The 14,754-nt window shown below is 69.0% G+C and carries 15 protein-coding genes; 14 read left to right on the top strand and 1 reads right to left on the bottom strand.

All coding sequences use genetic code 11. The features are described 5' to 3' along the window. The first annotated feature begins 25 nt into the window (after positions 1-25). From serS to ACFQRE_RS00650, 14 genes are all read left to right on the top strand, one after another. Positions 26-1,294 carry a serine--tRNA ligase gene (gene serS / locus ACFQRE_RS00715; RefSeq protein WP_380117755.1) on the top strand — a complete coding sequence of 423 codons (1,269 nt, stop codon included), beginning with the start codon at positions 26-28 and terminating at the stop codon, positions 1,292-1,294. Between the two features lie 59 nt (positions 1,295-1,353). Then, on the top strand, positions 1,354-2,772 hold the full coding sequence (locus ACFQRE_RS00710) for a sensor histidine kinase (protein ID WP_380117753.1): 1,419 nt from the start codon (positions 1,354-1,356) through the stop codon (positions 2,770-2,772). Further along, positions 2,765-3,502, top strand: a complete 738-nt coding sequence (locus tag ACFQRE_RS00705; protein WP_380117751.1) for a response regulator — start codon at positions 2,765-2,767, stop codon at positions 3,500-3,502. The genes ACFQRE_RS00710 and ACFQRE_RS00705 overlap by 8 nt, the downstream gene beginning before the upstream one ends. A 35-nt stretch (positions 3,503-3,537) precedes the next feature. Next, positions 3,538-4,443, top strand: a complete 906-nt coding sequence (locus ACFQRE_RS00700; RefSeq protein ID WP_380117749.1) for an ABC transporter ATP-binding protein — start codon at positions 3,538-3,540, stop codon at positions 4,441-4,443. Next, on the top strand, positions 4,440-5,672 hold the full coding sequence (locus tag ACFQRE_RS00695) for an ABC transporter permease (RefSeq protein WP_380117747.1): 1,233 nt from the start codon (positions 4,440-4,442) through the stop codon (positions 5,670-5,672). The genes ACFQRE_RS00700 and ACFQRE_RS00695 overlap by 4 nt, the downstream gene beginning before the upstream one ends. Before the next feature lie 123 nt (positions 5,673-5,795). After that, positions 5,796-6,851 carry an iron-siderophore ABC transporter substrate-binding protein gene (locus ACFQRE_RS00690; RefSeq protein ID WP_380117745.1) on the top strand — a complete coding sequence of 352 codons (1,056 nt, stop codon included), beginning with the start codon at positions 5,796-5,798 and terminating at the stop codon, positions 6,849-6,851. Positions 6,852-6,940: 89 nt separating this feature from the next. Beyond that, entirely contained in the window at positions 6,941-7,924 is a 984-nt protein-coding gene (locus ACFQRE_RS00685) for a FecCD family ABC transporter permease (RefSeq protein WP_380117743.1), read from the top strand. 58 nt (positions 7,925-7,982) lie between these two features. Next, the gene (locus ACFQRE_RS00680; protein WP_380117740.1) at positions 7,983-9,038 is read left to right on the top strand and encodes a FecCD family ABC transporter permease; all 1,056 of its coding nucleotides are present in this window, start codon (positions 7,983-7,985) and stop codon (positions 9,036-9,038) included. 2 nt (positions 9,039-9,040) lie between these two features. Continuing rightward, positions 9,041-9,838: an ABC transporter ATP-binding protein gene (locus tag ACFQRE_RS00675; protein ID WP_380117738.1), complete on the top strand. Its 798-nt coding sequence runs from the start codon at positions 9,041-9,043 to the stop codon at positions 9,836-9,838. Beyond that, complete coding sequence (locus tag ACFQRE_RS00670) at positions 9,835-10,689, top strand: siderophore-interacting protein (RefSeq protein ID WP_380117736.1); 855 nt, start codon at positions 9,835-9,837, stop codon at positions 10,687-10,689. The genes ACFQRE_RS00675 and ACFQRE_RS00670 overlap by 4 nt, the downstream gene beginning before the upstream one ends. Positions 10,690-10,724: 35 nt before the next feature. Beyond that, a complete protein-coding gene (locus ACFQRE_RS00665; protein ID WP_380117734.1) occupies positions 10,725-11,522 on the top strand; it encodes an HAD family hydrolase in 798 nt (265 codons plus the stop codon). Next, the gene (locus tag ACFQRE_RS00660) at positions 11,519-12,310 is read left to right on the top strand and encodes a DUF1206 domain-containing protein (protein WP_380117732.1); all 792 of its coding nucleotides are present in this window, start codon (positions 11,519-11,521) and stop codon (positions 12,308-12,310) included. Before ACFQRE_RS00665 ends, ACFQRE_RS00660 begins: the two co-directional genes overlap by 4 nt. Positions 12,311-12,351: 41 nt before the next feature. After that, positions 12,352-13,167, top strand: a complete 816-nt coding sequence (locus ACFQRE_RS00655; RefSeq protein ID WP_380117728.1) for an RNA methyltransferase — start codon at positions 12,352-12,354, stop codon at positions 13,165-13,167. An 86-nt stretch (positions 13,168-13,253) separates the two neighbouring features. Continuing rightward, positions 13,254-13,889: a VOC family protein gene (locus tag ACFQRE_RS00650; protein ID WP_380117726.1), complete on the top strand. Its 636-nt coding sequence runs from the start codon at positions 13,254-13,256 to the stop codon at positions 13,887-13,889. A 118-nt stretch (positions 13,890-14,007) separates the two neighbouring features. On the opposite strand, the gene ACFQRE_RS00645 is transcribed toward ACFQRE_RS00650, so the two are convergent. Next, entirely contained in the window at positions 14,008-14,742 is a 735-nt protein-coding gene (locus tag ACFQRE_RS00645) for a hypothetical protein (RefSeq protein WP_380117724.1), read from the bottom strand. Positions 14,743-14,754 lie beyond the last annotated feature (12 nt).

Genomic DNA, 14,754 nt, shown 5'->3' with positions numbered 1-14,754 from the left:
TGGCGCACCTCGATAGGCTGGGCCGGTGATTGATCTCAAGCTGCTCCGCGACAACCCCGACCGAGTGCGCGCCTCGCAACGTGCCAGGGGTGAGGACGAGTCCGTCGTCGACGCCGTCCTGGCCGCGGAGGAGAAGCGGCGCAACAGCCTCACGGCCTTCGAGCAACTGCGCGCCGAGCAGAAGGCGATGGGCAAGCAGGTTGCCCAGGCCCAGGGCGAGGAGAAGCAGGCCCTCCTCGCGCGCACCAAGGAGATCTCCACCCAGGTCAAGGAGAACCAGGCCACCGCCGAGGGGGCCGCCGAGGAGCTCGCGACCCTCCAGCGCAGCATCGGCAACGTCATCGAGGACGGGGTCCCGGTCGGTGGCGAGGACGACTATGTCGTGCTCGAAGAGATCGGCACGCCCCGCGACTTTGCTGCCGAGGGCTTCGAGCCCAAGGATCACCTCACCCTCTTCGAAGGCTTGGGGGCTCTCGACATGGAGCGCGGCGCCAAGGTGTCGGGCTCACGCTTCTACTTCCTCAAGGGAGTCGGCGCGCGCCTCGAGATGGCCATGCTCCAGCTCGCGATGCAGCGCGCCATCGAGGCCGGCTTCGTCCCGATGATCACGCCGACCCTCGTCAAGGCCGAGGTCATGGCCGGCGCCGGTTTCATCGACCACCACGCCGACGAGGTCTATCGCCTCGAGGCCGACGACCTCTACCTCACGGGCACGAGCGAGGTGGCGCTCGCGGGCTACCACGCCGACGAGATCATCGACCTGGCCAAGGGCCCGATCCGGTTCGCCGGCCAGTCGACCTGCTACCGCCGCGAGGCCGGGAGCTATGGCAAGGACACCCGAGGCATCATCCGCGTGCACCAGTTCAACAAGATCGAGATGTTCGTCTACTGCCGTCCCGAGGACGCCAATGACGAGCACCAGAAGCTCCTTGCGTTCGAGAAGGAGATGCTCGACCTCATGGAGCTGCCCTACCGCGTCATCGACACCGCAGCCGGGGACCTCGGTGGCCCGGCCGCGCGCAAGTTCGACTGCGAGGCGTGGGTCCCCACCCAGGGCCGCCACCGCGAGCTGACGTCGACGTCCAACTGCACGACGTTCCAGGCGCGTCGCCTCAAGACCCGCTACCGCGTCGAGGGTGGCGGCACGGACATCGTCGCGACGCTCAACGGCACGCTGGCCACCACGCGTTGGCTCGTCGCGATCCTCGAGAACCACCAGCAGGCCGACGGCTCCATCGTCGTGCCAGCGGCGCTGCGCCCGTTCATCGGGCTCGACGTCCTCACGCCCGCCTGACGTCCGCTCCGTCGAGCGACGGATCCGCCGATGGTGTCTCCGTCCTTAGGCTGAGGGGTATGCCGTCCGCCCGCCGCTCGCTGTCGACTCTCGTCGGCGAGTTCTTTGCGATCGACGACGACTGGGAACGGCCCGCGCCACCGATCGGGCGGCGCGACTGGCTCGTGGGCGTTGTGCTCTCGATCGTCGGCATCCTCTTCCTCGAGCTGGCCCGCAGCGTCACCGAGATCCACGCCGGGGGGCAGCCTCTGTGGGTGCAGTGGGCCGCGATCATCTCGGGCGCAATGCTCATGGTCTGGCGGCGGCAGCACCCGATCCTCGTCGGAGTGCTGGCCGCCGCCCACATGTTCATCGTCGGCGTCACGATGCCGATGGTCATGGCCCAGCTCGCCCTGCAGACCGTCTACTTCGTCGCGATCTATGCCGCTGTGGCCTACGCCCGACACCGGCGCTCGGCCCTCCTCGTCGTCGCAGGCATCACCGTCTTCATGCTGTTGTGGGTGGGCTGGCAGCTCGCCCTCGGTGGCGGCCTTGCCGAGATGACCGAGGACGCGCGCGCGGACGGTGCTGACGGGTGGTTCAGCCCCACGGTCGGAGCGGTCGCGACAACGATCGCGATCAACGCCTTCTACTTCGTCGGAGCGATTCTCGTCGGGCAGATCGCTTGGCGAGGAGCACGTCAGCGGGCCCGCCTTGAGGAGCAGGCCGAGACGATCGCTCGTCAGGCCGACTCGTTGAAGCGCCGTGCGGTTGTCGACGAGCGGCTGCGCATCGCCCGCGAGCTCCATGACGTCGTCGGGCACCACGTCTCCGTCATCGGGATCCAGGCTGCGGCGGCGCGACGGGTTATCGACAAGCGTCCCGACGAGGCGGCCAAGGCTCTCGGCCAGATCGAGGAGACCTCGCGTGACGCCGTCTCGCAGATGCGCAGCCTCCTGGGAACCCTGCGCGACATCCAGGAGACGGCGGACGTCGACCAGGCACACACCGATGACGAAACTCGGGCCCAGCGCGCGAACGGCGTAGCACCGCAGCCCTCGCGCCGTCCCGAGCCGACGCTCACGGACCTGCCCGACCTCATCGCCGAGCGCACCGCGAACGGCCTGACGACGGCATACGAGCTGGTCGAGACGCGCCAAGGTGCGCATGCCCGCGTCGCCCCACCGATCGCCCTGACGCTCTACCGGATCACCCAGGAAGCCCTGGCCAACATCACCCGGCACTCCACCGCGACGACCTCAGACGTCGTCGTGCGGGTGGTCGAGGACGCCCCGGGCGGCACCGCCTACGCGGAGGTCGAGGTGCTCGACAACGGGCGGGCGCGAGTCGGGACCTCGGGCTCCGGACTCGGCCAGCTCGGCATGCGCGAGCGCGCGGCCTCGCACAAGGGGACGGTCGAGATCGGTGTCCGGCCCACGGGTGGATACCGTGTGCGGGTGCGAATTCCGCTGGGGGAGTGTGATGTCGCCGATGTCTGAGTTCCGTGCCTTTGACTCGGCAGCGCCGATCCGCGTGCTCATCGTCGACGACCAGCACCTTGTGCGCTCCGGGTTCACGATGATGCTCTCCGTCGAGGACGACATCGAGGTGGTCGGTGACGTGCAGAACGGCGAACTCGCCCTCGCGGCCGCCCGTGAGCTCGCGCCCGACGTGATCCTCATGGACGTGCAGATGCCGGTGATGGACGGCATCGAGGCGACCCGCGCGATCGTCGCCGCCGACCTCGGGCGGGTGGTCATGCTCACGACGTTCGACCGCGACGACTACCTGTTCGACGCACTGCGTGCCGGGGCAAGCGGCTTCCTCCTCAAGAACTCCGACCCCGAACAGCTCGTCGACGCGATCCGTTCGGTCGCCGGTGGGCACGCCCTCCTCGCGCCCGAGGTGACGACGCGGGTCATCGCGGCCATGGTCGGGGCAGGTGCTGGTGCGCCGACGACACCCACCAACGGATCGACCTCCCTCGGCTCGGCCGACCAGATCTCGCGCCTCACCGATCGCGAGCTCGAGGTCCTCACCCTCATGGGTCGCGGTCGCTCCAACGCCGAGATCGCCGCCGACCTCTTCCTCGGCGAGGCGACCATCAAGACCCACGTGTCCAACTGCCTGGCCAAGCTCCATCTGCGCGACCGGGTCCAGGCCGTGGTCTTCGCCTACGAGGTGGGTCTCATCCGTCCGACGGAGAGCGGCAGTCACCCGCTCGGCTGATCCGGACCCCGAAGGCTCCACCTAGCGTTGTGGCCATGACAGTCAGAGGGCACCAAGCACTCATCGAGGTCGACGGGCTCAGCCGGTCGTTCGGCGACCTCAAAGCCGTGGACGATGTGAGCTTCACGGTCCCGGGTGGTCTGATGACCGGGTTCGTCGGTGGCAACGGAGCGGGCAAGACCACGACCATGCGGATGATCATGGGGCTGCTCGCGACCCATGCCGGTGAGGTCCGATGGGACGGGCGCCCGATGACGGCGGCCGACCGTCGCAGTGTCGGCTACATGCCCGAGGAGCGCGGCCTCTATCCCAAGCAGAAGGTCCTCGACCAGCTCGTCTACCTCGGTGAGCTCTCCGGCATGAAGCCCGGTGACGCAAAGGCTGCGGTCATGGAGAACCTCGCTCGCTTCGGCCTCGAGGACCGCTTCGGCGAGAAGGTCGAGAAGCTCTCGCTCGGCAACCAGCAACGCGTCCAGATCATCGCCGCGCTCATGACCAAGCCCCAGGCCCTGATCCTCGACGAGCCGTTCTCGGGCCTCGACCCGCAGGCCGTCGACTCCATGGTCGCCCTCCTGCGCGAGCACACTGCGCGCGGCATCCCGGTCCTCTTCAGCTCCCACCAGCTCGACCTCGTCGAACGCCTCTGCGACCGACTCGTCGTCCTGTCCAAGGGTCGCGTCGTCGCGGCCGGCACGGTTGATGAGCTCCGCAACCGCGGGACGGAGCGCTACCGGATCACGCTGGGAGGTGACGCGGGATGGCTTCGCGACCTGGCCGGCATACACGTCCATGACGTCGCCGGGACCACCGCGCTCCTCGAGTTCACCGACGAACGCGCCCGACCCGCATTGTTGCGCGCGGCTGTTGACCGGGGCGACGTCCTCGACTTCACCCGCCAAGTTCCTGCCCTGTCCGAGATCTACCGTGAGGTGACGGCATGAAGTCGACCGCGTGGATGATCGTGGCTCGCCGCGAGATCGTCAGCAAGCTCACCGACCGCGCCTTCGTCTTCGGCACGCTCGGACTCATCGCCATCCTGGCCGCCGTGTTCGGCGTGCAGGCGTTCGTCGCGAGCAAGGCGACGGAGTATGCCGTCGTCACGAGTTCCAGCGCGGCGCAGCAGATGGCGCGGGAGGTCAAGTCGGCCGCCGAGGCCGCCGACGACAAGACGACGGTGAAGCTGACGACGGTCGGGGACGACGCCGCCGCCTCCGCAGCAGTGAAGGACGACGACGCCACGGCGTGGCTCCACCAGAGCGACGACGGGTGGATCCTCACCGGGCGCGACGAGGTCCCCGGTGACCTGACGAGCGCCGCGACCGACGCCATCCGGGATGCCACTCTCAACACGAACTCCGCTGCGGCCGGGACCACGGTCACCGAGTTGACGCGCGGATCGGACGTCACCACAGGCATTCTCGAAGGCGACGCCGACCGCGCAGGTGTGGCCAAGGCCGTCGGCTTCGCGCTGGCGATGATGTTCTACCTCGCCTCGTTCACCTTTGGACTGGCGCTCGCCAACAGCGTCGTCGAGGAGAAGGCCAGCCGCATCGTCGAGATCATCACGACCAAGATCTCGGTGCGTGAGCTGCTCGCTGGCAAGGTCATGGGCAACCTCGCCCTCGCCTTCGCACAGATGGCGCTCTTCGTCGGGGTGGGGCTGATCGGGCTGACGTTCACCGAGTACGACCGCTTCCTGCCGATGATCTCCGGGGCCGTCGGGTGGTTCGTCATCTTCTTCGTCGTCGGCTTCGGGCTCGTCGCGTGCCTCTGGGCCGTCGCCGGCGCCCTGGCCAGTCGCACCGAGGACGTCCAGTCGACCTCCACGCCGCTCACCATGCTGACGATGGCGATGTTCTTTGCCGCGTTGCTCGTCGACGGGACCGCCAAGACGGTGCTGTCGTTCGTGCCGCCGTTCTCGTCGATCATCATGCCGATGCGCGTGCTCGAGGGGACGGCCCCGTGGTGGCAGGCACTGGTCGCCCTGGCCATCCTCCTGCTCACGGCCGGGCTGATCGTCCGCGCCGCCGCACGGCTCTACCAGCGCTCGCTCCTGCAGACGCAGGGTCGACTCAGCATCAGACAGGCCTGGTCCACGCCACCTGAGTCGAGCTTGCGGCGGACCTACCGCACCGTAAGGCGGGTGATCGCCCCACCTTCGGTGCGGTAGGCCGCGGGATGGGGGGCAGGCCGTGGACAGGATTTGACAAGGTGAGGCTTACCTAAATTAGGTTGGCCTTACTGACCTTGTCGCTGCGTTCCCCTGCGCGGCCCCGAAACCCCAGAAGGCCTGATGTTCACACGCCGCTCCCTCGTCGCCGCTGCCGCTTCCGGCGTCGCCGCGCTCGCCCTCACCGCCTGCTCCACCGGCCCGACATCGGAGGCGAACGCCGACCCGGCGACCTCCACCTCGACCGCCGTGGACAAGGACGCCTTCCCCACGACGATCAAGCACGCCTTCGGTGAGACCACGATCGCCGCCGAGCCCAAGCGCGTGGCCACCGTCGGCTGGAACGACCAGGACATCGTCGTCTCGCTCGGTGTCCTGCCCGTCGGCGCCACCAAGATCACTTGGGGCGGCAACGCCAAGGGCTCGACCGACTGGTTCGACGCCGGTGTCGCCAAGCTCGACGCCACGGCCGACATCACCCGCTACGACGACACGGCTGGCATCCCGCTCGACAAGATCGCGGCGACCAAGCCGGACCTCATCCTCGGAGTCAACTCCGGCATCACGCAGGAGGACTACGACAAGCTCTCCAAGATCGCGCCGACCGTGGCCTACCCGGGCGCGGCCTGGGGCACGTCGTGGGAGGACAGCCTCAAGGTCGTCGGCCAGGCCCTCGGTCGCTCGAGCGCCGCGACCAGGATCGCCGCTGACACCAACAAGCTGATCGACGACGCCGTCGCGAAGTACCCCCAGATCAAGGGCAAGTCCGCCGCCTGGGCCTGGTTCACGCCGACCGACCTCTCCGTCGTCAGCCTCTACACCACCCACGACCTGCGCCCGCAGATCCTTCGCCGCTTCAGCATGGTCGACGCCCCGACCGTCACGACGCTCAGCAAGGGCAACAACCAGTTCAGCGCCAACCTGTCGGCAGAGAAGTCCTCGACCCTCACCGCCGACGCGCTGATCTTCTACGTGGACGACCCCAAGCAGGTCGCCCAGCTCAAGGCGCACCCGCTGCTCGGCCAGATCCCGGCCCTCAAGAGCAACCACTACGTCGCGAGCGCCGACAACGCCACGGCCCTGACGATGTCCTCGCCGTCACCGCTCTCGATGCCGGTCGCGCTCGAGAAGTTCCTGCCCAAGATCGCCTCGGCCGTGGACGGAACTCCGGCTCAGTGACGATCCGGGCCACCACTGCGCCCGGTAGGCAGGATCCCCAGCCGGCGGCCCCGGCTCACCTCTCAGGGAAGGTGAGCCGGGGCGGTCGCGTGCCCGTCGCCGTGATCGTCCTCGGTGGCGCTCTCGCAGTCGGGGCCGCCGCAGCCCTGTCGCTGCTCATCGGCACCCAGTCGGTCGCGCCGTCCGACATCGTCGCGGCCCTGCTCGGCAAGCCCGTCACGGAGCAGGTCAGCGGCATCGTCGACTCCCGCATCGACCGCACCCTCATCGGCCTCGTCGTGGGGGCCTCCGTCGGCATCTGCGGTGTCGTCCTCCAGGGCCTCACCCGCAACCCGCTCGCCGAACCGGGCATCCTCGGCATCAACTCCGGAGCCGCGCTCGCCGTCGTCATCGGCATCAAGCTCTTCGCGCTCTCGAGCGTCGGCGGCTATGTCTGGTTCGCCCTCATCGGAGCCGTGGTCACCGCGATCGTCGTCCAGCTCCTCGCCCTGCTCGCGCCCGTGCGGGCCCAGCCCGTGACGATGGCCCTCGCAGGCGCCGCTGTCATGGCGACCTCGACGAGCATCGTCGGCGCCATCCTCGTCTCCGACCAGGGCGCTCTCGACGTCTTCCGTTTCTGGCAGGTGGGCTCGGTCGCAGGCCGCGAGGCCGGGATCATCCTCGACGTCGCACCCTTCCTGCTGGTCGGTTTTGGGCTGTCGCTCGCGTCCGGCTCCCTCCTCAACACCGTGGCCCTGGGTGACGACCTTGCGCGCGGTCTCGGCCAGCGCGTGCTCGTCCACCGGCTCCTCGCAGCCACCGGCGCGATCCTGCTCGCCGCGGCCGCCACGGCTCTGGCGGGTCCGATCGCCTTCGTCGGCCTCGTCGTCCCTCACGTCGTGCGAGCCCTTGTCGGGCCCGATCATCGCCGCATCCTGCTCGGCACCCTCTTTGCCGGCCCCGTCCTCGTCGTCGTCGCCGACACGATCGGTCGTGTCGTCGCTGCGCCCAGCGAGGTCCAAGCCGGCATCGTGTGTGCCGTCGTCGGCGCCCCGTTCCTCATCGCCCTGGTCCGGAGGATGAACGTCGCATGAGCACCCCACGAAGTTCTTCCGCCGCTGCGCTCCCCCAGATACTTCGCGGGGACCCCGCATGAGCGCGATCTCCCTCGCCGAGTCCGAGTCGACGGTTGCCACGCTGCGCGCCGTGCGTCGCGGCGTGCGTCGGCGGCAGCTCCTGCTCCTGCTCGGACTCAGTGCCCTCGTGGTCGCTCTGTTCCTAACCCGAGCGCTCCTCGGGGACTACCGCGTGTCGTTCGTGGACGGCATACGCATGATCTCCGGGACGACGATCCCGGGTGCGTCGTTCATCTTCATGGAGTCCACGCTTCCTCGCGCCTGCATGTCGGTCCTCGCGGGCGCGGCGTTCGCCTCGGCGGGTGCGGCGTTCCAGTCCATGCTCCGCAACCCGCTCGCGAGCCCGGACGTGCTCGGAATCAATCTCGGGGCCAGCGCCGCCGCCGTCTTCGCCGTGGTCCTGCTCGGATGGACGGGTATGCCGGTCGCTCTCGTCGCATTCGCCGGTGCGGTTGCCGTCGCGGTCACCATCCACGGCTTCGCCGGCCGTGGGGGAGCGGCCACGGGGCGGATGATCCTCGTGGGGGTGGGCCTCGCCGCCGTCCTCAGCTCGGTCGTGCACTGGGTCCTGCTGCGCGCCGACATCTATCGTGCACAGGACGCCCTCGTCTGGCTCACCGGCAGCCTCGGCTCGGTCTCGTGGGGGGAGATCGCTCGCCTGGGTGTCGTCGTCCTCGTCGGCCTGCCGCTCCTCACCATCGTGACCCGGCAGCTCGGCGTGCTCGGCCTCGGCGACGACCTGGCCGCCGGCCTCGGGGTCCGCGCCCATCGGCTGCGGATCCTCATCACCGCCCTCGTCGTCCTGCTCACCGCGTCGGCCACCGCCGTGTGTGGACCGATCGCGTTCGTCGGCTTCCTCAGCGGTCCGATCGCGCGACGCCTCACGCGCGGGCGCACGTCCATTCCGGCCGCGGCGCTCGTCGGGGCCGCCATGGTGCTCGCCGCCGACTACGTGAGCGCCTATGCCAACCCGGGCACTGCCTACCCCGTCGGCGTCGTCACCGGCCTCGCGGGCGCCCCCGTCCTCGTCTGGCTGCTCATCGCCGGGCGCCGATCGATCCAGGAGAAGTAGCCATGACCGCCACTCTCACCGCGGAGTCCCTCACGCTCGCCTACGACAGGCGGGTCATCGTCGAGGGCCTCGACCTCGCCGTGCCCACTGGTCAGGTGACCGCCATCGTCGGACCCAACGGTTGCGGCAAGTCGACGCTGCTGCGGGGACTCTCGCGCCTGTTGTCACCGACTGCCGGTCGGGTCCTCCTCGACGGCAACGTCATCGGCGACCTCCCCACCAAGGAGGTTGCCAAGCGGCTCGGGCTGCTCCCGCAGCAGCCGATCGTCCCCGAGGGCATCACCGTCGCCGAACTCGTCGAGCGCGGGCGGCACCCGCACCACGGACTCTTCAAGCAGTGGTCTCGTGAGGACGAGTCGGTCGTCGCCCGCGCCCTCGAGGTCACCGAACTCGTCCACCTCGCGGGCATCCCCGTCGACAGCCTCTCCGGCGGACAGCGTCAGCGCGCGTGGATCGCGATGGCCCTCGCGCAGCGCACCCAGGTGTTGCTCCTCGACGAGCCGACGTCGTTCCTCGACATCGCCCACCAGATCGACGTCCTCGAGCTCGTCCGGGACCTCAACGCCACCGAGGGCACGACCGTCGTCATGGTCCTGCACGACCTCGCGATGGCTGCCCGCTACGCCGACCACCTCGTCGCCATGTGCGACGGCGCGATCGTCGCCGAGGGCGCGCCCGCCCAGATCGTCACCCCAGAGGTCATCGAGTCGGTCTTCGGGATCGCGGCGTCCGTCGTCGCCGACCCGACCACCGGTGACCCCGTCGTCATCCCCCACCGCAGGAAGCGAGAGAAGTCATGACCGTTCTCGACCGGGTCGCCATGAAGGCCGCCACCGCCTATGCCCGTCTCACCATGGCATCGCCCATCTATCGCGACGGGGACTCGCAGTTCGAGATGACGGTCGCCGCCGTGAGCGACCTCGGTGGTGGCATGCGCCGAATCACCTTCTCCGCAGAGGCCTTCGGCGACTTCCGGCTCGTCGGCTGCGACGAGTACTTCGGGCTCCTCATGCCGCGCCCCGGTGCCGCGCTCACCCTCCCCGACGGTTCGCGCGAGAACGTGCGCGCGGCCATCGCCGACATGCCCGAAGCCGACCGCCCGGACCTGCGTTGGTACACCGTCCGCGCCCACCACGCCGTCAACCGCACCATTGACGTCGACATCGTGACGCACTGCGAGTCAGGGGCAGACTCCGGTCCCGGCTCCGCGTGGGCCTGCGCCGCGCAGGTGGGTGACCGCGTCGGGTTCCGCTCCGGTGGGGCCCTCTTCCGTGGTCACGAGTGCGATGGCTCGATGCTGCTCGTCGCCGACGAGACGGCACTCCCGGCCCTCGCCGCCATCGTCGACGCGCATCCGACGGTTCTCGACCGAGCCACGATCCACGTGGAGGTGGCCGACACAGCCATCCTCGCGGCATACGCCTTCGGCGGAGCCGAGGTCACGGTGCACGTGCGCACGGACGGTGTCCCGGGATCGGTCGTCCTGCCGGCGTTGCGCGACGCGAACCTCGGCAAACTCGACTACGCGTGGATCTGCGGCGAGTCGGGGATGGTCACCGAGGGCCGTCGCCATCTCGTCAAGGGCGTGGGTGTCGACCGGCGCCAGGTCCTGTTCTCCGGCTACTGGAAGCTGGGGCAGGAACGCGGCTGACTCGCCCGTCCCCGGGCATCGATAGGTTTGGCCGCATGACGCTCACCCCACACCTCGTCGCGCTCGACGTCGACGGCACGACGATCAACCACGCCGGCGAGATGTCACCGGTGGTTCGTGACGCCGTGCGCGCGGTCGCGGACGCTGGCCACCACGTGACGATCGCGACCGGTCGCTCGATCGTCGCGACGATGCCGATCCTCGCCCTGCTCGGGATCGAGACCGGGTATGCCGTGTGCTCCAACGGCGCTGTCACCCTGCGTCTCGATCCTGCGGTCGCGGGAGGCTACGAGATCACCGAGGCCGTGACGTTCGACGCGGCGCCCGCCCTCAACCTGTTGAAGGACGCCTGGCCCGAGGCCGTCGTCGCGGTCGAGGAGCTCGGGGTGGGCTTCAAGGTCAGCGCCCCCTTCCCCGACGGCGAGCTCGGTGGTGAGCAGCGCATCGTGCCGTGGGACGAGCTCCTCGCCCACCCCGTCACCCGTGTGACCTTCCGCGACCCGGCGGGCACGGCCGAGGACTTCATGGCCCTCGCCGAACGCATCGGTCTGCACGGCGTCAACTACGCCGTCGGGTTCACGGCCTGGCTCGACATCAACCCCGAGGGCGTGAGCAAGGGCTCCGCGCTGGAACTGGTGCGGCGCCACCTCGGTGTGGAACCGGCATACACGGTCGCCGTGGGCGATCAGCGCAACGATCTCGAGATGCTCCACTGGGCCGCGCGCGGAGTCGCGATGGGCAATGCGCCCGACGAGGTCAAGGCGGTCGCGGACGAGACCACTCTTGATGTGGACGACGACGGCCTCGTGCCCGTGTTGCAATCACTCCTGTGACCATCGCAGCGCACGACACCGCCCGGAACATCGGCAACAACGACATCGTCGAGAAGGGCGCCCGGCTCGGCTATGCCATGAGCGGCGTGATCCACCTCCTCATCGGCTGGATCGCCCTCAATGTGGCGTGGGGCTTCGGTGGCGGCTCCGGTAGCGCCGACAAGTCGGGTGCGCTCGCCACCGTCGCCGGCGGAACCACCGGTCCGTTCCTCCTGTGGCTGGCCGTCGTCGGCTTCTTCCTGCTCGCGGTGTGGGAGGTCACCGAAGTGGTGGTCGGACGCCACGGCGAGCTGCGGCACCGCGCCAAGGCGGCGGGCAAGGGGGTCATGTATGCCTTCTTCGCCTGGTCGGCGTTCAAGGTCACCCAGGGCACTGGTGGCAGCGACGAGAAGCAGGCGGACTCGCTGACGGGGTCGCTGATGTCCAACCCGGGCGGACGCGTCCTCGTCGGCCTCGTCGGGCTCGCGATCCTCGCCGTGGCTGGCTACCACGCGTGGAAGGGCTGGACGAAGGCCTTCCTCGATGATCTCGAGCGCCACCCGGGCGACTGGGTCGTGCGCTTCGGTCGCGTGGGCTACGTGGCCAAGGGCGTTGCCCTCGCCGTCGCGGGATCGCTCTTCATCGGGGCTGCAGCGTCATCGCGCGCGTCCGAGGCCGGCGGGCTCGATGCTGCTCTCAAGGAGTTGCGCGACCAGCCTTTCGGGCCCTATCTGTTGACGTTGGTTGCGCTCGGTATCGCGGCCTACGGCCTGTACTCCTTCGCTCGGGCGCGTCACGCCAAGCTCTGAGGGTGTGACCGCATCCGGCGACGCAAGGAAGAATGACGGGTATGCCGTCCCGTCCCGATCTCGAGATCACCTCACCTGCCAACCCTCGCCTCAAGCAGCTCGTGGCGTTGCGTCGTCGCCGTGCGCGCGACGAGGCCCGGGTGACCGTCGTCGAGGGCTTCGAGGAGCTGGGGCTGGCGCTCGATGCGGGTGTGCGACCACGGACGCTGTTCTATGCGCCGGAGCTCATGCTCGATGCCGAGGAGCAGCTGCGAGTCGTCGATGACGTGCGCGCCTCGGGCGTGGAGACGATCAAGGTCTCGCGGTCGGCGTTCGAGAAGGTCGCCTATCGCGAGGGTCCGGACGGGTTCATCGCGTTGGTTCCCGCCGTCCACGCCGTGCTGGCCGACCTCGAACTCCCTTCCGCGCCACTGCTGCTCGTGTGTGAGGGTCTGGAGAAGCCCGGAAACCTCGGCGCGATGCTGCGCACCGCCGATGCCGCCGGCGTCGATGCCGTCATCGCCGTCGACCCCGTCACCGACTGGGGAAACCCCAACGTCGTGCGCGGTTCCAAGGGCACGGTCTTCTCGATCCCGGTGGCGAGCGCCACGCTCGGTGAGACGATCGCCTGGCTGCGGGAGGGCGGCATACGCCTCATCGCGACGACCCCCGGCACCGAGACGCTGCACACCGACGCCGACCTCAGGGGAGGTGTGGCCATCGCCGTGGGCACCGAGAAGTTCGGACTGACCCATGAAGCGCTCCGGGCGGCTGACCTGCAGGTTCGCATCCCCATGCATGGTCAGGTGAATTCACTCAACGCGTCAGCGGCCGCGGCGATCGTCGTCTACGAAGCGCTGAGGCAGCGCGCCCAGTGACGTATGGGCCCCCCCGGGAGCCCCTGCTTCCCCCTCAGCCCCACCCGTGTCAAGAGCACCCCTTGGGGTGTGTCACGATTATCGGCATGCGAGTCGACCATGTTGTCTATGCCGCAGAGAACGACGGGGCGCGAGCCACGGCCGGACGTCTGGCCGAGCAGCTCGGGGTAGCAGCCGTCGACGGGGGTGTGCACCCGCGCTTCGGGACGCGCAACGTCATCCTTCCTCTCCTCGGTGACCGTTATCTCGAAGTTGTCGAGGTGCTCGACCACCCGGCCTCCGACAAGGCCCCCTTCGGCCAGGTCGTGCGGGCCCGTTCCTTGGCCGGCGGTGGCTGGCTCGGGTGGGTCGTGAGCGTCGACGACATCACCCAGCAGGAGCAGCGCCTCGGCCGGGAGTCGGTCACGGGCAACCGCCACCGACCCGACGGTGTCGAACTGCGGTGGCAGCAGCTCGGCGTCAAGGGTCTGCAGTCGGACCCACAACTACCGTTCTTCGTCCAGTGGGCCGAAGGCACGCAGCACCCGTCCGGTGTCGGCGCCACCAAGGTGGCCCTGCGTTCGCTCGAGATCGCTGGCGACCCTGAGCGCGTGCGCGAGTGGGTCGGTGTCGATGAGGACTACGTCCCCGCCGACGTCGAGTTCAACTTCATCGCCCCCCGCGGAAACCCGGGCATCCTGTCGGTGACCTTCGAGACCCCTCAGGGTCCGGTCACCGTCTGAACCCTTGAAAACCCCGGCCAGCCAGCCGGCATACCCGACGCTTCAAACCGTCGAGAGTGGACAGATTCCCGCCTCCGTTATCTGGAGGCGGGAATCTGTCTACTCTCGACCGGCCGGGTCAGAGGGGTGGGGCGTTGGGGTGGGGATGGCGGGATCGTCGGGTGGGGCGCAGGTTCAGCTCTTGGATCCCGACGGGCGAGCCGTGACTCAGCAGGTCGTCGCGACGGCCGGAATCGCGGAACCGCTGGAGGGCCTCCTGTCGCTGTTCGGCGTCGGCGAACGTCGCGGCCCAGACGAACGCGTGATCGTCGCGCACCGGAAGTTGCGGGAATCCGTTCGGCCCGCAGTGAGAGCGCCAGGTGTCCACGGGTACGCCGAGCAGGGACTCCAGCTCCTCGTGGAAATCGGTGCTGAGGTGGGTGTCGAGTACATGGTCCGGGGCGTAGGTGTAGACCGACAGGTGGATGCGGTCGGTGGGCCCGCCGAGGTCGTTTCGCGGCTGGGCCGGCGGATGCGCAGGCTCGGTCGGCCTGAGCATGAGCACGTCGTCGCTGTCGATCATCGTGCCGTTGGCGACGTCGCGGTGCTTGCCCCACACCGGACCGAGGTAGAAGCCCCCCAGTGCCTCGGTGCGCTGTTCGAGGTTGGTGAAGCCACGCATCCAGACGAAGCGGTCAGGGTCCGCCTCATCGAGGCAGACGCTCCCGATGGCCATCCCACAGTCCTCCTGTCCGTCCACGAGATGCTCCTCGAAGACGCCCACGAGGGTGTCTCGAGTCCCGGGTCGCAGGGTGTATTGGCGCAACTCGACCACGGGCGAGGACGAGAAACCTGGACGGTGTGGGTCGCTCACGACAACTCCTAA

It is taken from the genome of Knoellia pratensis (genome assembly GCF_042666395.1).
Taxonomy (GTDB): Bacteria; Actinomycetota; Actinomycetes; order Actinomycetales; family Dermatophilaceae; genus Knoellia; species Knoellia pratensis.
This window is presented reverse-complemented; position numbering and strand designations above follow the sequence as displayed.